The following is a 23,653-nucleotide window of genomic DNA, read 5'->3' as shown; positions in this document are numbered from 1 at the left end:
AAATGACACATTCCAAATCAATCGCCTCTCTCTATCATATTTTAGGCGCTCCGAATCAGAAGTCCCGCTTCTTGTCCCTTATGATATGTCCAGGCTCCAGTTCAATTTCGCGAAATCCTGCCATGGCCTGCGCCTGGAATTCAACAGCTCTGCCGCTTCCCATAATGATAATATTCCCGATATCGTCCGCTTCCTCCCCCGGCAGAAGGAAAGCTTTTGTGCAGGCGTATACTTCCCGGACCGTCGTATGAATGGCGTTGATTCCAATGTCATTCCTGGGCTTTCCCATAAGGTTCAACATAATGGAGCCTCTAGGGCCAAGCTTTTCAAGGGTCATACCGAAAAATTCCACGGTTGTCAGATGAGGCGGAGTTCCCCTGCGGGTAAAGGCATCCAAAATAATATAATCCAGCCTTCCAGGCGCTTCATCCGCCAGCAGCTCCCGACCGTCTCCAATGGTTACATTATCCATGCGGTAATCAAAAAACTCCCTGCTCAGCTCCACCACCCTTCCGTCAATCTCCGCTACCTTGAACCGCTTGTCCGGATAATGGCCGGCAATGGTGCCAACTCCGTGTCCGATGACAAACACATCCTCGAACGATGGATAATTGTACTCCATCAGATGGATCATGGCCCGCGGATATTCCAGCACGATCCGCTTCGGATCCTTCAGGTCGATTGCCCCCTGCACGGCATGGTCCGAAAACTGCAGGAAGCGGTATTTCCCTGTCTCCCCATACAGTTGGGCCGCCTCGTAAACGCCGATCTCCTGATGCCTGCTGATCTCCCTGGCTAGCTGACGCAAATGCCCGATCTCCTTCACTATCATCTATTAATCATTTCCCGGATATCCCCTATTGCTTTCATTACCCGCCTGCTGTGTCCTCTGCCGCGATTGCTTCTGCCGCTGCGGCAAGAAAATAGGCCAGGCCGGTCTGCTGATCCTCAAGCATGCGAAGATGAAAGTCGTCAGAGAGGAAGAAGCGTGTTTGCGCAGCAAAATCATGAGCGGATATTTGATGGCCGTGCTGATTCATAAAATGGATATGGCTGCGGATAACATCCCGTATTTTGATATCATTATGCTTCAAGCCCGCTCTCAATGCATCTGCCATATGCGTCATAAATGCTGCCGCCTCCGATGCCTGCTCATTCATCTTCTGTACATCGGCTTCGGCAACCTCCAGAGCGTCGACCGAATAGGTCTGCTTCAAATAATCATTTTGTCCGCGCAGCGCTTCATTCCACTCCTCCATGGTTTCAAAGCCCTTGAACAAATCCCGTTTATTCATGTTCTCCCCTTTCTCTGTGTGCTCCATGGATAATTTCAAGGTATCTATAATGTTTTCCAGCCTTTGCTTGCGGGCAAGCAGCAGCTCCTCCTGCTGCGACAAGATGGACAGCCGTTCCTGCTCCCCTTGAAGCAGCTCTTTGATTGTCTCCAGGGGGAAATCCAGCTCCCGGTAGAACAAAATATGCTGCAGGCGTTCAAGCTCCTTCGTTCCGTACAGCCGGTATCCCGCTTCCGTGATCTCGTGCGGAATAAGGAGACCTATCTTGTGATAGTGATGAAGCGTCTTGATCGTGACCATGGATAATGACGATACCTCTTTTACCGTATAGAGCATCTGGCTCACTTCCTTTCAATCTCCACTCTAAAGCCTTCCCTAAGAGGAGAGTCAACTCCGGGCAGCGACCATAAATAATTTGACTCTCCCCTTGCAGGAGGGACTAAGCTTACGTCCGAGATGATATCAAGGAGGAAGCATAGCCATGTCAAATTCCATTCACCTGCTTCGCAACAAATTTGTACGAGTCATTCTGATTTCCAATCTCTTCTCACAATTCGGAATCTGGATCAGAAATATGGCGGTCCTCTTGTACGTCATGGAAAGCTCGAATGGGGATGCGCTGGCCGTTTCGATGATTGCTGTCGCCGAGTACGCGCCGATCTTTATTTTCTCATTCATTGGCGGTGTATTCGCGGACCGGTGGCGTCCCAAAAGAACGGTCGTCTGGTGTGAAGGCTTAAGCGCATTATCGGTATTGATTGTTTTCTTTCTGATAGAATCCGGATCATGGACGGTCGTGTTTTTCGCTGCCCTGATTTCCTCGATTCTATCACAGTTTGCGCAGCCATCCGGCATGAAGCTGTTCAAGCTCCATGTAAAGGATGAAGAAGCGCCAATTTGCATGTCGCTGCTTCAGATGTTTTTTTCAGTTTTTATGATCATAGGTCCGATTCTTGGAACGCTTGTCTACCAGCAGACTGGAATTGGAGTCTCGATTCTGCTAACCAGTGTCTCTTTTCTCATATCCGCATTTGTCATGCTGTTTATTCCGGCAGATCCGCCGGTTCCATCGGACCAGTCCGCTGAACCGGCCTCCCTGCTTCGCGAGATGGCGGACGGCATTCGTTATGTCATCTTCAACAGGGAGCTTTTGCGCCTTAGCTTATGCTTCACGCTTGTCGGACTCGGCGTAGGGCTGGTAACGCCTTTAAGTATTTTTCTCGTCACCGATCGTCTGGGATTGCCGGCGCATGACCTGCCATGGATCACTATTCCTTACGGACTGGGGGAAATGCTCGGAGGGGCTGCAGCGTTTGCTGTGGCCCCCCGGATTGCTCCGCAGCGTCTTCTGCTGATGGGATTGCTTGTCAACGGATTGGGCATCCTGCTCATCGGATTATCTTCTGTACTTTGGGTTACGATGGCTGCGCAGTTCATTATAGCGCTTCTGCAGCCGGCTATTTTTATTGGCAACAATACGTTAGTCATGAATCATACCGAGCAAGCCTTTATCGGCCGGGTTACCGGAATCCGGACACCGCTTATGACCGGTTCCATGCTTCTTATGATGAGCGCTTCCGGTGTTCTGAAGGATGCATGGTCCCTTGCCATCGTGTATGAATTGGCCGGTCTATGTTTTCTTGCGGGTCTCTTATTCATCGTACCCATCCATCGCAGCCGCAGTCAATAACCGCTTCATATCCGGGCTTGCTGCGACAGTCAAATCTTCACGCCCATATTTGGATTGACAATAAAGTATCCTAATGTTAGGATTAAAAAGTCCTATAAATATTATATATATGATTATTTTATATAGGATTGGGAGGGAGTGAAGTCCAGAAAGCTTTCATCACAAGCATCATAATAAAACGTAGCTGATTAGTCCAAACTAGTCTAAGATTACGCATCTATACACGATGGTCTTCGATTTCAAAAAATATGAAATTCATGGAGGAGTTTACGATGTTAAAAATAGCGATTATACTTGGAAGTACACGTCCGGGCCGTAATGGTGAAGCTGTAGCACGCTGGGTCACCGATATTGCAAAGAAACGCAGCGACGCTTCATTCGAGCTTGTGGATATTGCGGATTTCAATTTGCCATTGCTCGATGAGCCGGTACCGCCGTCCATGGGACAATACAGCAAACCGCATACGATCGCCTGGTCTGAGAAAATTGCTTCCTTCGACGGCTTTGTATTCGTAACACCCGAGTACAACCATGCAACCTCCGGCGCGCTCAAGAATGCCATTGATTTTCTCTTTAAAGAGTGGAATCATAAAGCAGCAGGCTTCGTGGGCTATGGCGGCAGCGGCGGCGCGCGCGCAATCGAGAATTTGAGGCTGATTGTAGGCGAGCTTCATATCGCCGATGTACGCGCCCAGGTCGGACTTTCCCTGATTACCGATTTCGAGAATTATAGTGTTTTCAAACCAGCGCCTCACCAGGAGTCTGCGGTTAACACGATGCTTGACCAGGTTATCGCCTGGAGCGGCGCGTTGAAAACATTGCGTTAATACGAATTACAATGTTCCATGCTCGTATCAGCAGCAAGCCGGGTCAGTTCTCTTCTGATCCAGCTTGCTTTTGCTATGGATAGAGCAGCTGTTTCGACGCAGGGCAGGTAACGGACCTCCAATTTGGAGGTCCTGATTTATAAAAGGAGGCAAGGCAATGTCACAGCCAGATGAGCAAAACGAGCTTGACCTGAGACTGTTCCGGATATGGATGAAAGCTTCCAGAGCCGTCTTTGACAATGTACGAAACGATATTGAGGATCATGGCATTAGTCAGGAGCATTTCATGATTCTGGAGCTGCTCTACAGCAAAGGTCCCCATCCCATCCAAAAAATCAGCGAAATTTTCTCCATTCCCAGCGGAAGCATCACCTATGTCGTCGATAAACTGGAACAAAAAGGATATGTCAGACGCGAGCCAAGTCCAACCGACCGCAGAGGCTCTAATGTGACTCTTACACAACAAGGTCAAGCTCTGCTCGGCGGCATCTTTCCGAAGCATGCTGAAGTGATTTCCAATAATCTATCATTTATCAGCAAAGAAGATAAGCTGAAACTCATAGATTTGTTAAAAGCCATTGGACTGGGCGCGGAAGCCCTCGCAAACAATACCAAACCCTGAATTATTCTATATGGATCGAAATGTGGCCTCTTGGCTCGATGATGCCGCTCGCAATAAGATTATCCATCGTATCCCGGACCATCTGAAGCAAATGGGTGTGCTTGTATTTGTAAACATTCGGATATTTCGTTTTCATGACGGTATTTACCCTCAATTTTGAATAAATGGATGCGACATCGGCACTGAAAAACTTCATTATCCATAACAGAAAATGCGGCGCCACTCTTGATGTTACCTTGTAACCGAGCTGGGAATAGTTATCCCGTATGAGCTCGGCGAGATCGAAATACTTCCCCCTTGCCGCCATGCTCAAATGACGATGGCCATTCGTTTTGGGATCATTCATAATCGCAATATGCATGCGGGCGCAGTCGCGCACATCGACATAATAGACCGTCATATCCGGGATCATCGGCATTTTGCCTTCCGCAATGTTTTTCACCGTCTCACTGCTGAAGCGCGCCCACGGCACAAGCGATGGCCCCAGAATCATGCTCGGATTAATAGTGGACAGCGCCACCTGCTTCGGATTGCGTGTTTGATCCCGGGCGATGTCCCATGCAATTCTCTCTGCCCGCGTCTTACTGCGGAAATAATCGCCGGGCCCATTCGCGTCCGTCCAGTCATCCTCATTGAACGTTGTCTTGGAGGAAGGGTGTCCATAAGCCACTGCCGCTTCCGAACTCGTAATCACGACTTTTTTCACCGTATCGGAGCCAAGCGCGGCATTCATCAGGAATTCCGTGCCTTTGGTAGCCCCGCCGATTCGATCGGTCTCCGTCTTCACCGCCTGCGGGCTTGCGACGTGGAATACCCACTTCACCCCGTCCACCGCTTGATCCCAACCGTTTTCCTTCCTCAGATCGGCTTCGACAAATTCAATGCCGGGCAGCAGCTCGCTCATCTTCTCCAATTGCTCACGATTATTAAGGCTTCTAACGGTTCCTCTGACCCGGTAGCCCTCCTCAATCAGATAATGCCCTATCCAGGATGCCAGATATCCGCTGATTCCCGTTACCAAACAAAGATCGCCTTTTTGCATATTCATGATTCATTTCCTCCTAATAGATGACTGTGGATTTGTTGTTAAATTCATGACTGTCCAGCTGATCAAGCATAAAATCCGCCACATCCGCCCGGGAGACTCTGCCAAGCATGGGAGCACGCGCCGTATCCAGCCGGTAACGTCCCGTCCTTGGCCCATCGGTAAGCGTCGGCGGCTCCACGATCGTCCAGCTGAGCCCGCTTTGCCGGATACGGCTGTCCTGCTGCCGTTTATCCATGGACTCCCGGCGGAAAAGCAGGACAGACAGCCACACAACAAGTTTGGTCCCAAACCTCATCTGCAGTCGGCTATCGCGGCTGATGCCGAACCCCGTCACCGCAATGATCCGCGGAACGCCGGCCTTGCGCATCGCGAGGAGGATATGCCCGGTTCCTTCGGAACAGATATCGGAAGGACTGCCGCCGCTTGCTCCTATTGCGCACAACACCGCGTCCTGCCCGATGACCGCCTGCTCCACCTCATCCGCATTCAGCACATCGCCTTCCACAATGCGAAGGTTATTATGCGCATGCGGGATTCGGCCCGCCTTTCGCACAAATGCCGTAACCTCATGTCCCTGCTTCAGCGCTTGTTCGATGAGCTGCCGGCCTGTAAGTCCGCTTGCTTCAAAAATGATTACTTTCATTCCGCGCGTCCTCCGAAAATATATTTTATTCATAAATGAACGCCTATTTATAATTGCTTAAATAAAAAAGTGTTCATTTATTTATATGAAAAAAATTTTGTCTATATCTTTATTGCATCCCAGCTCATTTGAATGGCTGTTTGGAGGCTTCTCTCATCGAATAGAAATTCGCCCTTGATCTGAGCCTTGGCGAGCTGCGCGATGGGCATCACAGAATATATGATAAGCAAATTAACATCCTCTTGTTTGAATAGCTTTTGGCTCTTCCCTGTTTCAAACATTCTGAATACCGGCTCGTACAGCGAACTGGTTTCTTCCAGACACCAATTCTGCAGCAGCGGGGAGTTGGTTACCTGCTCCATAAACATAAAATTATCGCCATGGTTCAGAATGAACTTTACAAAGTTCCGTGCAAAAAAATCAAACTGTTCTCTTACAGGAGCCGCTTCATCCATCCCATGAAACAATTTTTCGCTCATCATCTTTTTGGCCTTCAAATAGGTTTTCCCCAGCATATCCTCCTTATTCTCAAAATAAATGTAAATGGTTGCGGCCGATACATTGGCCTTCTTGGCAATTTTGGAAATGGATGTTTCGGCAAAGCCGATTTCATTCACAAGCTGAATGGTGGCATCGTAAATCGCTTCTATTTTGTTGTCATCTCTTTGTCTCATGAAGCAATAATAAACGATCATTTATCTAAAGTCAACCATAAAATTATACCTTGTTCCCGGGTATAATTTTATGGCAAGCCGGCTGTTCAACATGCTTACCCGTTGTAGGCTTGTTTAAGAAGCGCAATATCGATCTTATCCATTTGAAGCATCGCCTTCATGGCTCTTCCCGATTTTTCAGCGTCCTCGCTGTGCAGCATTTCACCCAAGGCAGAAGGTATGATCTGCCAGGACAGCCCGTATTTGTCCCTCAGCCAGCCGCATCTTTCTTTGGATCCGCCTTCGGACAGCTTCTCCCACAATTCGTCGACTTCCTGCTGCGTCTCACAATTCACGAATAACGAAATGGCAGGCGTGAAGGTGAAATGTGGACCGCCGTTCAATGCCATAAATTCTTGTCCTTCCAGCTGGAAGGTTCCTGACATAACCGCTCCCTGGTTGCGGTGAAGACTCAAAATTTTTGAATTTTTAAAGATAGACGTATAGAAGTTGATTGCCTCTTCCGCCTGATCGTTGAACCACAGGAAAGTAGTGATTTTTTGCATAAACCTTCAGCTCCTTTTTCATCCTATTGGAATAGTCTGGATCATTCTCTCAAAACGAATAGTAGCATAAAATCGGAACTGTAGTTTCTTCTGGATTGCTTTTTTTGCAGGATTTCTTCATGTCCGCTGCATATCCGGAAATATTCATGTCCGCTCTGACATGCTCATTATGCGTTGCCCCTGCCGCCTGGGGTTGTTCGGGAACCTCACAAAAACAGGCCCGGGATTGCCCCAGGCCTGCTCCAACCTATCCTATAGCTCAATCTCTAACCGCTCAGATGCTGAATTTCACGCCTGCAAGCTCTTCGCTTAGCGACCAGAGCCGCTTCGCATCATCGGGATCGACTGCCCATGGCCGAACCCCTGTGCCCTTTACACTATCGGCCGGGACAGCTTCAGCGATATCGCTGTCCTCACAGTAGACACCGCCCATTCCATCCAGCTGACCGCTCGTTGCGCACCAGACGCTCGTCGCTGCTCCCTGCTGAACGTTCTTCATTTGATCGGCTTTCCCGCCGCCAACCGGCTTCCCATTCTCGTCCTTCACCATCTGGGGAGCATTTTCTTCCGCCGTCAGGCTGCGCCCTATATCAGTCGGAATTAGACCGGGATGAACAGAGAAGGCGCGGACTCCATGAGATCTTCCACGCTTGTCCAGCTCCAGCGCGAACAATATATTGGCTGATTTGGACTGGGCATAAGCCTTCCATTTGTCATATTCCCTGCGTTCAAAATTAGGATCGTCAAAGTCGATCCCGCCCAGCCGGTGCGCCCGCGAGGAAAGCGCAACGACCCTGGCCCCTTCGGACTTGCTCAAGGCAGGCCAAAGCCTTGCCGTCAGCAGGAAATGCCCAAGATGATTCGTCGCGAATTGGGATTCATATCCGCGGGCTTCCCTTGTAAGCGGGTTTGCCATGATGCCTGCGCTATTCACCAGGATGTCGAGCGCTCTTCCCGAAGCGAGGAACCGTTCCGCGAAGCTGTCGATCGAAGCCGGATCCATAAGATCAATCGTTTCCATTTCCAGCCTCGGGATGCCTGCAAGTGCTTGCTGCGCTTTCTCCGGCGTCCGCACGGGCACGATAACCGTCGCTCCGGCCTCCGCCAGAACTCGCGAGGTTTCAAGTCCGATACCGGAATAACCGCCTGTCACTATGGCAACTTTGCCTGTCAGATCGCGTCTGCCGATGACTTCCCTGGCTGTTGATTGAGGACCGAAGCCCGAGGGAATCGGCTGTTGTGCTGTATCTTTAATACCAGTAAATGACGTCATCCTGCTCCACCGGCCTTTGATTGTTTATTCATTCCGAAACCCATTTGAATTAGAATATCCATCATTGTCGGAATGTAAAACAAATCTTACACCTTAAAGTTGACTTTAAGGCAAGAGCCTTTTTAAAATAAGGATCAGACATGTGCCCGGCTGTTCACGACACGCTGGAATTTAGCGAAGACGGCGATTCTCCAAACCGCGATGTAGCTTAGTGTGGCTGTATTAAGAATAAATTCAAGCGTTGTTGAATCAATACCCGTTATCATTCCCATCAGTGCAAAGCGGAGCGCAAAGACCACTATCAGGATGACAAATACAGCACTGCTGCGCTGAAAATAAATTCCGTCTGACCGGACTTCAAAATTTGTCGCGATAACAAGCGGTACGGCAATAACGAGCCCGGCCACCAGCGCAAGAATAATTTGATCCTCCTGCGCATGCAGGTCCGGATCGAGCAATTGAAACAAACAGGTGGCGATATAAATAATCGGCAGCAGCAGCGTGATTCCCGATTGCCGGATCGGGTTCTTCATGCCCCGCGACAGACCGGAAACGATCAGAATAAAAATCAATACAGAAATCACCATAGACGCGGGCGCACTCATGCTTCCATACACTCCCTTTAATCGGCTTCTAAATCAAAGTATCCCCGATTCGAGAGTGATTCAATAGTGAAAATAATCATGAGCCCCGGATGACTTACGTTTTCTTATAACGCCTGCTGTCAATAATCCCGGCAATAACCCGCAGCTAATTGGAGCTTGCCGTCGGCCTCACAATGATCTCGTTCACATCCACTTCCTCCGGCTGCTCCATCGCAAATAGTATTGTCCGGGCGACAGCAGCCGCTGAAATTGAAATACGCCGATATTCCTTCATCTGCTGCCGTGCTTCCTCATCGGAGATATGATCCGCAAGCTCCGATTCCGTTACTCCCGGCGAAACAAGCGTCACCCGGATACCGTTTCCGACCTCCTGGCGCAGCCCGTCGGTAATCGCCCGGACCGCGTATTTCGTGGCACTATAAACAGCAGCTGTCGGTACTACCCCGTACGCCCCTATGGAAGCGACATTGATAAATTGGCCGAATCCCTGTTTCTGCATAATGGGAAGGCCTGCCGCTATGCCGTGAAGCACGCCGCGGATATTCACATCGATCATGCGGTCCCATTCGTCAACTTTCAGCGCTTCCAGCTTCGAGAGCGGCATAACCCCGGCATTGTTCACAATAACATCCACATGGCCGAATTTATCTTTGGCAAAGCCGATAAAAGCCTCCATTTGCTCCCTGCTTGTAACGTCCAATGCCTGGTACTCGGCTGAGCCGCCTTCAGCACGAATAGCTTTTACGGCAGCCTCCAACCGGTCGCGACGTCTTGCTCCCAATACGACATGTGCCCCATTCGCAGCCAGAAGCCGTGCGGCTGCTTCTCCAATTCCGCTGCTTGCTCCTGTAATTGCCACAACTTTTTTTGAAATATTGTTATACATTTTTTTCCTCCCGGTAAAAGTCATTCCTCCGTGATAGAGAACATCATCCCGAAACTCGCCATCCGCAGTAAATCCGGTATCGTCTACATAATCAATGCGGTTGCCTTTAACGCTGTAGCTTCCCGTATAGGCGCTTTTCCGTTTGCCGCGGGCTTCATCGTAACGGCCGTCAGGCAGAAGCTCCTGCCGGATATGGCCATCCTTGGTGACCCACATGCCGACGTACGGATGAGTAATTGAATGTTGATTCATTTCGTATTCTCCCTTCCTGACTTCAATTGCTTGGTCTCTTCCACATTATGAAACGATTCCGATTGAAGGAGATAGTCCATTCATCGCAAATGATTGCCTGATCCTCCAGGCCGTTGTCTGAAATAAAAACAAAATAACCCTCCGAATATCGGAGGGTCGGGAATAGCCTAAAGGGTGAGCGCCTGTCCTGTTATTGCTCAACCGTATGCCGCAGCAGAATTTCATTATCCAGCTTCAAATTGCCTGTCCAGATAAATTTGCCTTTACTGAATTCCTCCCTGAAATTGGTGTAGGGATTTTTATTGTCCACCCCTGCCTCTTTCTCGGAATAAGTCGACACCTGCGGCCAGCTTGTATCGTCGAAATCAACGGCATACCAATCAGCCGGAACGGCAAAATGAGCCGCATAACAGTTCTCATTGCAAGCTGGCGGTTCTTTATAATCCGGAGACGTCCTGCGCTGCTTTCCATCCGACTCCCCAACAACCATATCGTCCTTACTCATGAGCGGCGAGACGTAATAATTTTGCGCCGTCCAGCTTTCATCTGTCACCGTTCCATCGCTGAACACGGCAATAATCCCTGCGTCGCCGTAATAATAGGGATTGCCGCGGTTGTCTTCCGTGCCAAGACCCAGATTTTCCTCCCAATCAACGGCTTTGATCGCATAGGTCATGGGGTATTTGGCTTTAAAACGGACAATCGAAGAATTAAACGGTGTATAGACCACGGCATCCTTCGCCACCGCCTGGCCGTTCACGTACAGTTCGAAATAATTATCCGCGAAAATATAGCCCGTGATCTCCACGCCGTCCGGATCGATCACAACAAGCGGAGTATCGTCCGGATTTATATCCGATATGCTTCTATGTTCTACGTTCGTACACGGATTCACCAGATCACCCGCATCGTTTAAGGACAGATCCGGTTCGGAAGGAACCATCCACGCTTCACCGTCATCGGACTTGATTTCCCCGAGAGCAGTAACCCGCCCTCCCCGGCATTCGGGAAATAGGCGATTCCCCGCTGCTGCCGCAGAGCCCTGGGTAAAGCTGGCAGCCGGAACGGATCCATCAACAGACTTGTCCGGCTGCAAGGCGGCGGCCTGCTCCGTACCGGATGACTGATCCCCGGCGCTCCTGTTTTCGGCGGAACAACCCGACATGAATAACGCAATTGCGATCAATAGAAACCTGATATTCATTTCGCATTCCTCCTCTTCCCGTCACGGTTCAATATAAGCCTGAAATACGTCAAGATGAAGTCAAGGCTCTGACATTCACCTGACATGTTCAACGCTTATAATGAAACACATTACAATCATCGAAGTATGGATATTCCGTGCACCGGACTGTATAATTCATTCTGAAGCGGAATCATTTTGCGCATCAGACATCGGGGGATATAGAGTGGGAACCATTATGATCGTTGAAGACGAGGATCCGATTTCCCGGGTGCTCGCGGCATATATTCGCAAGGCCGGTTTTGACTGTGCAATCTTCAAGGACGGCCTCCAGGCGATGGAGTCCTTCGATACCGTTCAGCCTGAGCTCGTGCTTCTCGACGTTATGCTGCCAGGCATGGACGGCTGGGAAGTGCTGAACGGCATCCGCCGCAAAAGCCCCTGTCCCGTCATCATGCTGACCGCAAGAGGAGAGGTAACAGACCGCATCCACGGCTTGAACGAAGGAGCCGATGATTATATGACCAAGCCTTTCGAGCCGGAAGAGGTTGTCGCCAGAATTCATGCTGTGCTGAGGCGTCCTCCGCGGTCGCTGGTCAGCTCGGAACAGGTTGTGATCGGGAGCCTGAGGATCGATTTTAAATCCCGCAGCGTTTATTTGAACGGCGCGAGCCTGTCGATTACGCCCCGCGATCTGTCTCTTCTATTATTTCTGGCGGAGCATCCGAACCAGATCTTTTACCGGGAGCAGCTGATTGAGAAAGTCTGGGGAATCGACTATGATGGCAGCGACCGGGCAGTGGATTTGGCGATCAAACGGCTGCGGAAAGCGCTGCTGCACTGGCCGGCGGAAGAAGGAGAACTTAGAACAATGCGAGGAACGGGGTATCAGCTTTATGCGAACGGGCTCAAATAAACGGAGCACACTGCTCAGTCACTGGACTTTCCGCTACGTGCTTACTTTATTCGTAGGCCTGGTTACGATTGGATTCGCGTCCGTCCTGTGGATCCGGCATGATACCATGAAGGAGCGAATGAATTCTCTCAAAGCCTTCACTGAAGTAGCGGCTCAATATATTGCGGACGGGGAAGGAGAAATCGTCATTCCAGGCGATTTCTACGAATGGATCGATAAAACGCAGCGCCGTTATAAAATCCCGGGGCAATTTGGATTAACCGTATTCGATCGCAGCGGAGCCTCTTTATTTTACAAAGACGGACCTTCGCAGGATTCGGAATCCGGCAATCCCCCGCCTCCTGCCGATCCGCTTCCAGCCTCCGCAACTCCGTCAGAATCAGAGACCGGTCCATCGGCAGCCGACCCCGTATTTCCCTCCGCCCCCCCTCTTGCCGATGAGATCCGCGTTGAGAAAACAGGAAATATGTATGGCATTTCCGCTCCTGTCGCTTATGGGGATTCCATTATCGGAACCGTGGCCATTTCTTATTCCTACCGGGAACTCGCCAAGGTGAATCAAAACTACGGCCTGATTATTTCCCTGCTTTTATGTTCAGGCGTATTAGGCTGGATCATGATCTATTTGCTGTCGCGAAAATTAAGAAAACCGATCCTTCAGCTTGCCGCAGCGCTTAAAAAAATGGAAGCCGGAGACTACCAGCTGAGTGTTCCGGAACATATAAAAGAAAAGGAGATTCATGATTTCTTTGTCTCCTTCCAGGCGATGGCGGCACGTCTGGGAAAGCTGGAGGAGCTGCGGACGGAGCTGCTTGCCGGAGTGACTCATGAGCTGAAAACGCCAGTCGCCTCGATTCACGGTCTGATTCACGCTGTCCGGGACCATGTCGTAACCTCTGACGAAGCGGAAGAATTTCTGGATATTTCACTGGAGCAAACCCAGCGGCTGCAGCATATGGTATCCGACCTGCTCGACTTCAACTCCTTTGCTTCCGGTAAAATCAGCGTTCAAACCGATTCGATCGATTTGGGGAAATTACTGGGAGAGATCGTCTATCAATGGAGTCTTCTCTATCAGGACAGCCGTCTCGAAGTTGCAGCCGAAATACCTGAACGTACATTCATGGCAGTCGGAGATGCCAGCCGCATTCAACAAATTCTTGTGAATTTGATGAATAACAGCAGACAGGCAATGAAGGATGAAGGAAGGATTGCCGTGTCGCTTACCGAGCATTCGGATCAGGACTTTGAAATTCTCGTTCAGGATAATGGCCCCGGCATTCCAGAGGACGAACAGGCCAACATATTCGAAAGATACTTCAGGGGCGAACGCAAGAAGCATTCCGTCGGCGGCCTTGGTCTGGGGCTCACGTACAGCCGAATGCTCGCTGTCGCCATGAACGGCCGGCTTGCTTTGAAGCGCAGCACGCCGGAAGGCGCAACCTTCCAGCTCCTGCTGCCAAAACAGAACCCGGCTTAATCTGCAAATAATAGGGATTAGAAAAGCGGTCTTCCGGAAAACTGCCGGAGAACCGCTTTTTTTGCTATCTTTACAGCCACACTCCCTACATCCGGTGCTCCCTGGCATAATCCACATACCAGTCCATCTTGTTTTCCACCATGGTCTTATAGGTCGTTAACTGCTCGATTTGGGACTGGATTCGTTCTTTTTGCCTATCCAGCATCTTCATTCGCTCGTCAATGGTTTCATTGCCCTGCAGCACCAGCTGCACAAAACCTTTGAGCTCGGCAATGGTCATGCCGGTTTCCCGCAGACAGCATACAAATTTAAGCCAATCGATATCTTTTTGTTCATAAATTCGCGTACCGCCGTCATTGCGATTAATCATCGGAAGAATGCCTTCATTTTCATAGTATCTCAGCGTATGGATGGACAAGCCTGTCTGTTCGGCTGCATCGCCAATCGTAAAACCCATCAAATCACCTTCCTTCAATGCCTGTCCTTCCATTAAGCCGCTGCTTCAGGCAAACATCCGGGAAATTTGCTGGATGACTGCCTGATCGCCCGATTCTCTTTTCAGCTTGATCAGCGCCTTGGCGTCCTCGCCTGCAGCGTATCTCAATTGATTGGTTTGGTCGGTTGCCGCTTCATAAATGACCTCGGCCACTAAATCAGGAGAAGACTGCCGCGCAGGATTCTCCCCCATTTGTGCCCGTACTGCCCGGTAAGTATCCGCAAATTCCAGATAATCGGTCAGCGAATCATCAAAGAAGAAATCCATCGATCTGCCGCCAAAATCCGTTTTGATGGAGCCGGGTTCGATTAGTTTGACACGGATGTTCTGTGATGCCAATTCATAGTACAGCGATTCAGTAAAGCCTTCTACAGCAAATTTAGCAGCATGGTAAAGCGACATGGTGGGCATAGCCAAGATTCCGCCTATGGAAGAGACATTGATGATCAAGCCCTGCTTATTGGCTCTGAAGTGGGGAAGCACCGCTTTTGTCATATTCATGAGCCCAAATACATTTACATCGAATTGCCTTTGGATTTGCTCGTCCGAAGCGGCTTCAAAGATTCCTGATGAGCCATAGCCCGCATTATTTAATAATACATCGATTTTACCGAAACGTTCAATTCCTCTGGCTGCTGCTTCTGCCATCGTGCTCCGCAGCTCGACATCAATTCTTGTCACCATTATATGATCAGCGCGGGTTAATTCGGTTTCCTTCTCAGGTACTCTCATGGCCGCAATAACGTTCCATCCCTTGTCCGCAAAATGCCTGGCTGCTGCTTTACCTATCCCTGATGATGCTCCTGTGATTAATATAGTGTTCACTTTAAATTCCTCCTTGTATGCTTGTTTGTCTGTCATATTGAGATCTTACCGCTTAGAGCGCGCTCTAGATCAAGCATAAAAAAATGGTTGGGCAGATTATTGTCTCTGTCCCAACCATTTTGATCGAGCCCATCCGACCCGGCAGCTATTGTTAACCATATTCATCCTGATTCCAGCCCCATGCTTCAGGTAACGACCGAGCCGCCATTGACAAAATATATCTGTCCCGATATGTAGGAGGAATCATCCGAAGCCAGCAAAACATATACAGGGGCCAATTCAAACGGCTGCCCCGGTCTTCTCAGCGGAACATCCGTTCCAAAGGTTTTTACCTCATCTGCCGTGAATGCGGACGGGATCAGAGGTGTCCAGGTTGGTCCGGGCGCGATCGCGTTGACCCGAATCCCCTGACCCGCAAGCGAAAGAGCTAACGAACGTGTAAAGGATACGATGGCTCCTTTGGTAGCTGTGTAATCAATCATATGGCCCGAGCCTGAGAAGGCGGTATCCGAGGTCGTATTGATGATTGTGCTTCCTGCATGGAGATGAGGCAGCGCCGCTTTGGTCATTTCGAAAAAAGAAATAATATTGGTTTGGAACACATTCATCAGCTGCTCTCTCGATATATCCAAGATGCTTGCCTGATGAATCTGCACGCCATGATTGTTCACAAGAATGTCCAGCCGTCCGTAAGCCTGGATCGTGGCCTCCACCGCGTAGCGGCTGGATTCTTCCTTTCTTAGATCTGCGGCAATGAGCAGACATTGGCGGCCGAGCTTGTTGATCATTTGTTTCGTTTCAGCCGCATCCTGGTGCTCATCGAGGTAGACAATCGCCAGATCCGCCCCTTCCTTGGCGAAGGCTATGGCGGCGGCCCGTCCGATTCCGCTGTCCCCGCCAGTAATAATCGCAATCTTATTATTCAGCCTGCCGCTGCCTGTATAGGCGGGATTCTCGGAAATCGGCCGCGGAGTCATCAGGTACTCAAAACCCGGCCGCCTGTTTTGATGCTGCGGCGGAAAAACGACAGGGACATTGGTGCACTGCTGTTCCCAGCCTATATATGGATATACGGGATAAGTAATCGTAATTCTCCTCTCTTGTACTGCAATTTTATAACTCACTATATTCAGCTGGAATTATAAAATGCCTAAGCCGCAACTATGCTGCCATGTATATCTGCGGTCACTCGAACCGGAAGCAGGCTGTGCAACCGGTCCTCCAAGTTTGGTGTTTTATGATTTACCTTCAACCATTTTCCATCGTATGAGAATCAACCGGGGACAACCTCCTTCTCTGTGAGAAATAGATATACACGGCATTGCCAAAAGCGATTAGCCCCACGCCAATCATGAGCGCAATGACCGGCCATTGCCACAACCCGGGAAGATAGAGGGCGAGGAACCAGAGGGGATCGCCGCCGCCGGAAAGCTTGATGCCAAGCGGAACAAGACCTTGCGGGAACAAAGCGAGCAGACCGAAGAACACGCAGAAATAAAAGACGGTTTTGACGCCCGCGGACATGCTTCTTGTGACGGCGTCAAAATCAGGTTTGACGGAATCCGCCGCCGCCGCTTGGACAGGCTCATGTCCTCTGAGCATCAGATTAAGGAGCTCCGGTCCGCGGGCTTCCAGCCTTTTGCAGGCCAGACGGCCAAACCACCAGTAGTAGAAGCTTCCGGTCAGAAGCGCTGCCGGAACCCCCGACCATTGAACCCAATCCATATCCAGATAGGTTCCCCATACCGCCAGTCCAAAAGCGGGAGCGATCAGGACCAGGGTTACAAGCATCAGCGACATGAACTGCCACCAGCCTATAGGATGGTCGAACATATCGTCGCCGCGCTTGTGTGCGTCTGTCATCGGTTCGAGGCGGTGGACTGAATTCAGCACAACAAGTCCGGCTCCGGCACCCAAAGCTGCAATAATAAGCGGAAGCGCAAGCGGCACAGCCCAGTAATAGCCGCTGATAAAAATCATGGCGAAGGTGATAATCAGAGCCGGAGGCGCAATAATCAACAGCCACGCCAGCTGGCGTCCCCGAATATCATACCGCTCGGCCTGTGAGGTAACGAGCGTCATCCACAGAGCGCTCCCGTCCGACCCGTACAAATTGGCAGTGGAGCCTGCCGCCGTGATGACGAAGATCGCCCCGGTCCATGGCAGTAAAAATAAATTGCCGGCAGATACAGGATATAGACATAAGAAAATGCTATAGAATAAGGCGAAGTATACAAATCCGGATCGTGTATAATCCCTTCCCCACGCTATGAGTTCTTTGCGGGCTACCGTTCCCGTCCGGTTGGCGAAAAAGCCGTATGGGGAATCAGGCTTGCTGGATAAGCGATTCCGCTGCGGCTTGGTCGTTAACCGTTTCACCAACAAGATCGCCCATAAGGAACGAAGCAGCAGAATGACAAGAACCATTCCCGCCAGATAGGCTATGGAGAATGCCCATTGTCCGCTCCGCGCGGCCTCAATTGCTGCTGTTCCCCAGCTTGAAGGGAGGACATTCAGGAGAGTTGAAAGCCGCGCAGGGAGTTCAAGCGTCATGATATTATAATCCGCGTCCAGCACCATCCACCCCGAGATGAAGAAGGCCATGATAGCTCCTGTCACCATCGCTCCCAATGCAGAGCTGAGCTGGGACCTGGTGAGCTTTCGCATGACGCTAGTCACAACACGGGACAAGGCAACGGCGAGAATCAGCTGCAGTATGACCGCTGGCATGGCAACAACCGCCGGCATCATGCCAAGGCCGGCAGCATAAATAACCAGAGGAATGAAAGCAAGCAAACTGATGACCGCCGGAACCCCGATGAATGACGCGCCGAGAAGTCCCGTTGCAAGCTGATTCGGAGTAACGGGCAAAAACCTGAAGTTCTCCGGTATGAGCGTCTTGTCTTCCCCGCTGAATAACATCGGTCCGAGTGCCCAGCCCAGCGTCCATATACCGAAAATGATCATGAGCCTGTCACTGGCAAGGCGCGGCGAGACTTGATCAGCCAGTCCCAGAGCAAACGTAAGGATGACGCCGGTCAAGCCGAACAAGGCGCCCCAGCCCAGCCGAACCAGGCCCGGGCCGCTGAGGCTGCCCCGCAGAACAGCCAGCTTCATCCTCATCATGACAATAACCACGACAACCCCTCCTTGCCACCGGCTTGCCCTTCGACGAGCTCGACGAATCGATCCTCCAGATTTTGGCCGGCTTGCACGTCCTTCATCGGACCCGCAGCCTTCACATTGCCTTTGCTGATGACAGCCAAGGAGTCGCACATCTGTTCCACGGTAGCCATCACATGGCTGGAAAATACGACGGAACCGCCATGCTCCACAAAGCGGCGGAGAATGTTCTTGATCGTCGCCGCCGATACGGGATCCACAGCCTCGAACGGCTCATCGAGCACCAGCAGCTTGGGGCCGTGAAGCAGAGCGGTCGCGAGGGCAATCTTCTTGCGCATGCCGGTTGAATAGTCGCCTACGAATGTTTCCCGCGCATCCAGAAGGTCCAGTACGGTTAGAAGCTCCAGGGAGCGAAAGTCTACCGTCTTTTCATCCAGCTTGCGAAGCAGGCCCATATACTTCAGAAGCTCCAGGCCGGTCAGCCGCTCCGGCATCGACATGCCGTCAGGGAGTACGCCGATCAGCTCCTTGGCAAGTGCCGGTGCACGCCATATATCCACCCCGAATATTCGCGCCGTACCGGCATCTGGGCGAAGCAATCCGGTCGCCATCGATAACGTGGTCGTCTTGCCGGCCCCGTTTGGCCCAACCAGTCCGAAAAACGATCCTGCAGGTATCGTCAAGTCGATATGGTCGACTGCCACCTTCGAGCCAAAAGCTTTATAAATACCCTGCAGCTCAAGCGCCGGCGTTCCATCCATTGGAATATTGCGTTCCGTTGTCATTTGCCTCTCCCCTTTATGGGCTACTTTATCAACAGCTACATTGGTTAGTTACTTATGTAACTAACTATATATCCTAAAAAAATAGCTGTCAATACTTTCTATGACAAATCGGGCTGCCTTTTTATCTGTTTTATGAATTGCAGTATGTGCTCAGGACCGGATTATTTCCGAACCCTATTATGGTTACCGCGGGTATTGAATATGGGTTTGTAAATACACAAAAAAAACGGCATTTCTGCCGTTTGTGTTCAGGGGGGAAATCTATGGCTTCCGCCAAAATTGCAAAGCCGCCTGGCGCATTATGGAGTGATAACGAAGCCTGTTTAATTGCGTTGCCCGTTCATCCCAAGGCATAGCGGAAACCGTCCCGCCACGAAGCATACCGCGGCTTCCAGCCATGCTGAAGCGCCTTGCCGTTCAACGCTCCTCTTTCCCATGCGGCTGCGCTTGCCGGATCAACGGCTGGTGCCGGAGCGCCCAGAGCATCCGCATAGACCGGCAGCCATTCGGTACCGGCAGCCGGTTCATTATCGGTAATGTTGAAGGCGCCGGAAGGCCATTGCAACGCGAGAAGTGCAGCCTGCGCAGCGTCATCCGCATGGACGAAGGAGCTGACGCCTGCCGTCGCAGCCACTTCCTGTTGACGAACCTGCTGCGCAATAAAGCCGTCAGGGGCATACCAGGTTCCGGCTCCATATAACAGTCCATAACGAAGAATGACGCGCTCCGGCATTTCGGCAGCCGCGCTTTCCAATGCGTGGATGCCATCGATCGTCGATTTCCTCGGCAAAGGGGCTTCCAGATCCAGCGGCGTGTCTTCGCCAGCAGGTCCATTGCCAGGCGAATATGCCCAGGAGATACTCTGCACAATCATTTTGCGCGCTCCCGCTTCTAACGAAGCGTCCACAAGATTACGCGTGCCCTCAACGCGGATCCGGGCATTTTCAGCGAATTTTCTGCCGCTCAGCGCCGTAAGCTGATGAATCACCGTATCCGGCCTGGCTTCGCGGAGAGCGGCGAATACGCCATCCCGGTCATAGATGTCCAGAATTACGGGCTGCACCCCTTTATCCTTCAGCTCTTCCGCGTGTTCCGTATTGCGCGTTAACCCAACCACCTCATGTCCCGCTTTGAGGAGCAGCGGGATAAGCGCTCGTCCGATTACGCCGCTCGCGCCTGCAACAATAATTTTCATCCGGCACCGACCTCCATCCTGTTTATATTGTAAGCTATGAATTCAAGATTACGGTACAAACAATCATATTTCAATCTGAAATCAGTTAAACTGTACCGGTACAGTAAGTCATTTGAACCGTGCAATTAACAGATGCAGGAAAACCGCATTTTTTGTCGAACTATAGGCTTTACGATGATGAATACTAAAAAAGTTCTGCTCATAACCGGTTTGTTTCTGCTGATTCTTATAAGCATACGTCTGGTCTGGTCCGTCGTGTATACCCCGCCGCCGCATCCCGGGGCTGTCCAGGGCCGTCTGGATTTGCGGGGATGGGATATTGCAGCGAATCGCCCCCTGACACTGGACGGACAATGGGAATTTTACCCCAATGAATGGATTTACAACGAGGCCTCCGGCTTGAATACAAGTCTTCCGGACAGCTCCTATCTCTCCGTACCCGGCAGCTGGGGAACACTCGCATCACCGAATCACGAATCAACCTTCGGCTTTGGCTCCTACCGTCTGCGCATCCTGATTGATCCGGACGAGGATGAGATCTACAGCCTGAGAATAAATGATATTTCATCGGCATCCGAGCTGTTCGTGAATGGACGATCACTGGCCAAGTCCGGACAACCGGCAGATCAAGCCCAGCAGTACATCGCACAGAATGTCCCCTATAATGCGTCTTTTATGACAAGCTCGGATGAGATCGAAATCGTCATCCAGGCTGCCAATTTTCACAATCCGTACTCTGGGGGGATTAATACCTCTATTAAGTTCGGAACTCAAGCTGCGGTCAGCAAAGAAACGGATTTCTCCATCGGCACGCAATTGTCTGTTTGTCTGATTTTTCTGCTTCATGCCGTTTATACCTGCATTCTGTATTTTTTTGGTGTTCGCCAAAAAGCATTGTTTTATTTCAACTTGATGCTTCTGTGCGGCATTATAAGCATCTTGATCGTAGACGATAAAATCATTCTCACCTGGCTGCCGATCAACTTCGAATGGGCAACGAAGTTCAATAATTGGTCCTATCTCGGCGTTGCGGTGTTTTTGCTTCAATATGCCAGGGAGCTTGTCGCTCCGCAGGCGAAAATAAAGTTTTTCCAATGGTACGCCTGGTTTTCCGCGGCTTTCTCGGTTTTCATTCTGTTTGCTCCAGCGGCTCTATTGCTTCAATTGGATATGCTCAACGTCGGAACCGTGATCATTCCATTCCTGAGCGTTCCGTTCCTTGCCTGGCGTGCGGTCCAGAGAGGTGAACCTGACGCCATTTATTTATTTCTCGGGATGGTCGGCTATATGAACAATATTCTATGGAGCTTTGCCAAGGTTGTGGGATGGATGAATTTCGGCTATTATCCGGTGGACATGGTTGTCTCTATCATCGTCTTCTGTGCATATTGGTTCAGAAGCTATTTGCGAAGCTCTGCCCAGACTGCCCGGCTCGCCGTCGAGCTGCAGAAAGCCGACAAGCAGAAGGATGACTTTCTGGTCAATACCTCGCATGAACTGCGGAATCCGCTTCACGGCATCCTGACCATCGCCCAGACCATCGTAGACAATGAAGACCAGGACCGCACGGGCAGCAAAGAAAATATGAAGCTGCTGATCTCGGTCGGCAAACGCATGTCATTTCTGCTGAATGACCTGCTTGATTTTACACGTCTGAAAGAGAACAGTATCCGGCTGCAGCCGGCCGCTCTTCCCGTTCAGACCATCGCTTCCGGCGTTATGGACATGATCCGTTTTATGGTCGAGGGCAAGCGTCTTCGTTTGATCAATGGCATTCCCGATGCATTCCCTCTGGTCGCCGCCGATGAGAACCGTCTGATTCAAATTTTGTTTAATTTATTGCATAACGCGGTGAAGTTCACGGAAGAAGGAAGCATTACAATCTCTTCCCACGAGAAGGACGGGTTCGCCTATATCCATATCACCGATACCGGCAGTGGAATGGATCATGACACGCTCTTGAGAATATTCCAGCCCTACGAGCAAGGACCATTCGGAAGCGCCGGCCCGACAAGCGGAATCGGGCTTGGCCTCAGCATCTGCAGGCAGCTCGTGGAACTGCATGGGGGTGTTCTGAGCGTCGTTTCCGCGCCGGAGCAAGGCTCGACTTTCACCTTCTCCCTGCCCTTATATGAGATGGCTGCATACGGACCAAGCGAGACTGTGTTGCCCGCATATACAGAAACAGCCGCTGCGCTGCCTGCCGTTGGGGACGGCAAGCAAAAACCGGCATTCAGCGCTGATCGGCCTTCCATACTGGCCGTTGACGACGATCCGACCAATTTGAACATTCTCGTCGGCGCCCTTTCCCTGTATGAATACGATATCCTAACCGCTACAAGCGGCCAGGAAGCGTTGACGCTTCTGAATTCAAGAGAATGGGATTTAGTAATCGCGGATGTCCGGTTACGAGCTGTGCGCTGCGATCCGCACACGCTTCTCTTCAGCCGAGCTTCCCGTTCTGCTTCTAACGGCGCGTGCGCGCGTGGAGGATATCGAAGCAGGCTTTCAATCCGGCGCTAACGATTATGTGACGAAACCGGTAGATACCATGGAGTTAAGATCGCGCGTGAAGGCTTTAACCACACTCAGGAAATCCGTCAGCGACAAAATGCGGATGGAAGCTGCATGGCTGCAAGCGCAAATTCAGCCTCATTTTCTGTTCAATACGCTTAATTCGGTTGCCTCTCTCAGCGAATTCGATACGCCGCGGATGCGCAAGCTGCTTGAAGCATTCAGCCATTTTCTGCGGACCAGCTTCGCATACAGAAATGTGGAGAAGGTTGTTCCTCTGGAGTATGAGCTTGAGCTCGTCCGCTCCTATCTCTATATCGAGAAGGAGCGCTTCGGGGAGAGGCTCCGGGTTGCCTGGGAGCTGGATGAGGCTCAGGATTTGATGATTCCTCCTTTATCTCTCCAGCCGCTTGTCGAAAATGCCGTCCGGCACGGACTCATGCGCCGCAAATCGGGTGGTGAAATTCGAATTTGCGTCAAGCTGGACGGGCAGTTCGCAGAAATCTCGATCGTGGACAACGGAGTGGGGATGGATGAAGAAACCCGTCAGCGAATAATTGCGCAAACGAATGTTCCGAGCGGCGGAATCGGCCTGCCGAATACCCACCGCCGATTAAAGCAGATCTATGGAAAGGGCTTGCGTATCACAAGCGAACCCGATCGCGGTACGACCATCAGCTTTATTATACCGGTTAATCAATAGCTTGGCGGATTACCGGAAATCGCAAAGAGGAGCGGCAATGAGAGCCGCTCCTCCTTTCATTTTTTGTGCGCTT

The 23,653-nt window shown here is 50.9% G+C and carries 23 protein-coding genes and 1 pseudogene; 7 read left to right on the top strand and 17 right to left on the bottom strand.

The window, feature by feature from the left end; all coding sequences use genetic code 11:
* Positions 1–55: 55 nt before the first annotated feature.
* Both ACFOLF_RS29045 and ACFOLF_RS29040 read right to left on the bottom strand, forming a co-directional pair.
* The gene (locus tag ACFOLF_RS29045) at positions 56–832 is read right to left on the bottom strand and encodes a spermidine synthase (RefSeq protein WP_210037457.1); all 777 of its coding nucleotides are present in this window, start codon (positions 830–832) and stop codon (positions 56–58) included.
* Between the two features lie 37 nt (positions 833–869).
* Positions 870–1,631: a MerR family transcriptional regulator gene (locus tag ACFOLF_RS29040; RefSeq protein WP_210037456.1), complete on the bottom strand. Its 762-nt coding sequence runs from the start codon at positions 1,629–1,631 to the stop codon at positions 870–872.
* A gap of 145 nt (positions 1,632–1,776) precedes the next feature.
* On the opposite strand from ACFOLF_RS29040, the gene ACFOLF_RS29035 reads away from it, so the two are divergent.
* The 3 genes from ACFOLF_RS29035 to ACFOLF_RS29025 all read left to right on the top strand — a co-directional run bounded on the left by ACFOLF_RS29035 (position 1,777) and on the right by ACFOLF_RS29025 (position 4,434).
* Complete coding sequence (locus ACFOLF_RS29035; RefSeq protein ID WP_210037455.1) at positions 1,777–2,985, top strand: MFS transporter; 1,209 nt, start codon at positions 1,777–1,779, stop codon at positions 2,983–2,985.
* 272 nt (positions 2,986–3,257) lie between these two features.
* Complete coding sequence (locus tag ACFOLF_RS29030) at positions 3,258–3,812, top strand: NADPH-dependent FMN reductase (protein ID WP_210037454.1); 555 nt, start codon at positions 3,258–3,260, stop codon at positions 3,810–3,812.
* Positions 3,813–3,969: 157 nt separating this feature from the next.
* Entirely contained in the window at positions 3,970–4,434 is a 465-nt protein-coding gene (locus tag ACFOLF_RS29025) for a MarR family winged helix-turn-helix transcriptional regulator (RefSeq protein WP_210037453.1), read from the top strand.
* A 1-nt stretch (position 4,435) separates the two neighbouring features.
* Here ACFOLF_RS29025 and ACFOLF_RS29020 read toward each other — a convergent pair whose 3' ends face one another.
* The 9 genes and pseudogenes from ACFOLF_RS29020 to ACFOLF_RS28980 form a co-directional block, all read right to left on the bottom strand.
* Positions 4,436–5,482: an NAD-dependent epimerase/dehydratase family protein gene (locus ACFOLF_RS29020; protein ID WP_210037452.1), complete on the bottom strand. Its 1,047-nt coding sequence runs from the start codon at positions 5,480–5,482 to the stop codon at positions 4,436–4,438.
* Between the two features lie 13 nt (positions 5,483–5,495).
* Positions 5,496–6,125, bottom strand: a complete 630-nt coding sequence (locus ACFOLF_RS29015) for an NAD(P)-dependent oxidoreductase (protein WP_210037451.1) — start codon at positions 6,123–6,125, stop codon at positions 5,496–5,498.
* Between the two features lie 101 nt (positions 6,126–6,226).
* Positions 6,227–6,820, bottom strand: a complete 594-nt coding sequence (locus ACFOLF_RS29010) for a TetR/AcrR family transcriptional regulator (protein ID WP_379112806.1) — start codon at positions 6,818–6,820, stop codon at positions 6,227–6,229.
* A 74-nt stretch (positions 6,821–6,894) separates the two neighbouring features.
* Positions 6,895–7,344, bottom strand: a complete 450-nt coding sequence (locus ACFOLF_RS29005) for a VOC family protein (RefSeq protein ID WP_210037450.1) — start codon at positions 7,342–7,344, stop codon at positions 6,895–6,897.
* A gap of 274 nt (positions 7,345–7,618) precedes the next feature.
* Positions 7,619–8,617, bottom strand: a complete 999-nt coding sequence (locus ACFOLF_RS29000; protein WP_210037449.1) for an oxidoreductase — start codon at positions 8,615–8,617, stop codon at positions 7,619–7,621.
* A 134-nt stretch (positions 8,618–8,751) separates the two neighbouring features.
* Positions 8,752–9,222 carry a CcdC protein domain-containing protein gene (locus ACFOLF_RS28995; RefSeq protein WP_210037448.1) on the bottom strand — a complete coding sequence of 157 codons (471 nt, stop codon included), beginning with the start codon at positions 9,220–9,222 and terminating at the stop codon, positions 8,752–8,754.
* Positions 9,223–9,367: 145 nt separating this feature from the next.
* Entirely contained in the window at positions 9,368–10,108 is a 741-nt protein-coding gene (locus ACFOLF_RS28990; protein ID WP_379112955.1) for an SDR family oxidoreductase, read from the bottom strand.
* Positions 10,109–10,135: 27 nt separating this feature from the next.
* Positions 10,136–10,360, bottom strand: a pseudogene (locus ACFOLF_RS28985) (Atu4866 domain-containing protein); the annotation flags it as partial.
* A gap of 190 nt (positions 10,361–10,550) precedes the next feature.
* A complete protein-coding gene (locus ACFOLF_RS28980; protein ID WP_210037446.1) occupies positions 10,551–11,564 on the bottom strand; it encodes a hypothetical protein in 1,014 nt (337 codons plus the stop codon).
* 205 nt (positions 11,565–11,769) lie between these two features.
* Between ACFOLF_RS28980 and ACFOLF_RS28975 the strand changes: the two genes are divergently transcribed.
* Both ACFOLF_RS28975 and ACFOLF_RS28970 read left to right on the top strand, forming a co-directional pair.
* Positions 11,770–12,459, top strand: coding sequence for a response regulator transcription factor (locus ACFOLF_RS28975; RefSeq protein WP_210037445.1), 690 nt, complete (start codon positions 11,770–11,772; stop codon positions 12,457–12,459).
* Entirely contained in the window at positions 12,440–13,939 is a 1,500-nt protein-coding gene (locus ACFOLF_RS28970; RefSeq protein ID WP_210037444.1) for a HAMP domain-containing sensor histidine kinase, read from the top strand. The genes ACFOLF_RS28975 and ACFOLF_RS28970 overlap by 20 nt, the downstream gene beginning before the upstream one ends.
* An 85-nt stretch (positions 13,940–14,024) precedes the next feature.
* Here the strand turns inward: ACFOLF_RS28970 and ACFOLF_RS28965 are convergent, their stop codons facing one another.
* The 6 genes from ACFOLF_RS28965 to ACFOLF_RS28940 all read right to left on the bottom strand — a co-directional run bounded on the left by ACFOLF_RS28965 (position 14,025) and on the right by ACFOLF_RS28940 (position 20,363).
* On the bottom strand, positions 14,025–14,396 hold the full coding sequence (locus tag ACFOLF_RS28965; protein ID WP_210037443.1) for a MerR family transcriptional regulator: 372 nt from the start codon (positions 14,394–14,396) through the stop codon (positions 14,025–14,027).
* A 45-nt stretch (positions 14,397–14,441) separates the two neighbouring features.
* Positions 14,442–15,260: an SDR family oxidoreductase gene (locus ACFOLF_RS28960; RefSeq protein WP_210037442.1), complete on the bottom strand. Its 819-nt coding sequence runs from the start codon at positions 15,258–15,260 to the stop codon at positions 14,442–14,444.
* Positions 15,261–15,445: 185 nt separating this feature from the next.
* Entirely contained in the window at positions 15,446–16,384 is a 939-nt protein-coding gene (locus tag ACFOLF_RS28955) for an SDR family oxidoreductase (RefSeq protein ID WP_379112808.1), read from the bottom strand.
* A gap of 124 nt (positions 16,385–16,508) precedes the next feature.
* Positions 16,509–18,398 carry a hypothetical protein gene (locus ACFOLF_RS28950; protein WP_210037441.1) on the bottom strand — a complete coding sequence of 630 codons (1,890 nt, stop codon included), beginning with the start codon at positions 18,396–18,398 and terminating at the stop codon, positions 16,509–16,511.
* On the bottom strand, positions 18,383–19,168 hold the full coding sequence (locus ACFOLF_RS28945; RefSeq protein ID WP_210037440.1) for an ABC transporter ATP-binding protein: 786 nt from the start codon (positions 19,166–19,168) through the stop codon (positions 18,383–18,385). The genes ACFOLF_RS28950 and ACFOLF_RS28945 overlap by 16 nt, the downstream gene beginning before the upstream one ends.
* A gap of 340 nt (positions 19,169–19,508) precedes the next feature.
* Complete coding sequence (locus tag ACFOLF_RS28940; RefSeq protein ID WP_210037439.1) at positions 19,509–20,363, bottom strand: NAD-dependent epimerase/dehydratase family protein; 855 nt, start codon at positions 20,361–20,363, stop codon at positions 19,509–19,511.
* Between the two features lie 174 nt (positions 20,364–20,537).
* On the opposite strand from ACFOLF_RS28940, the gene ACFOLF_RS28935 reads away from it, so the two are divergent.
* Together ACFOLF_RS28935 and ACFOLF_RS28930 are read left to right on the top strand one after the other, a co-directional pair.
* Entirely contained in the window at positions 20,538–22,886 is a 2,349-nt protein-coding gene (locus ACFOLF_RS28935) for an ATP-binding protein (protein ID WP_379112810.1), read from the top strand.
* Positions 22,777–23,580, top strand: a complete 804-nt coding sequence (locus ACFOLF_RS28930; RefSeq protein ID WP_379219644.1) for a histidine kinase — start codon at positions 22,777–22,779, stop codon at positions 23,578–23,580. Before ACFOLF_RS28935 ends, ACFOLF_RS28930 begins: the two co-directional genes overlap by 110 nt.
* The last annotated feature ends 73 nt before the right edge of the window (positions 23,581–23,653 follow it).

It is taken from the genome of Paenibacillus sepulcri, assembly GCF_042647105.1.
Lineage (GTDB): Bacteria > Bacillota > Bacilli > Paenibacillales > Paenibacillaceae > Paenibacillus_Z > Paenibacillus_Z sepulcri.
This window is presented reverse-complemented; position numbering and strand designations above follow the sequence as displayed.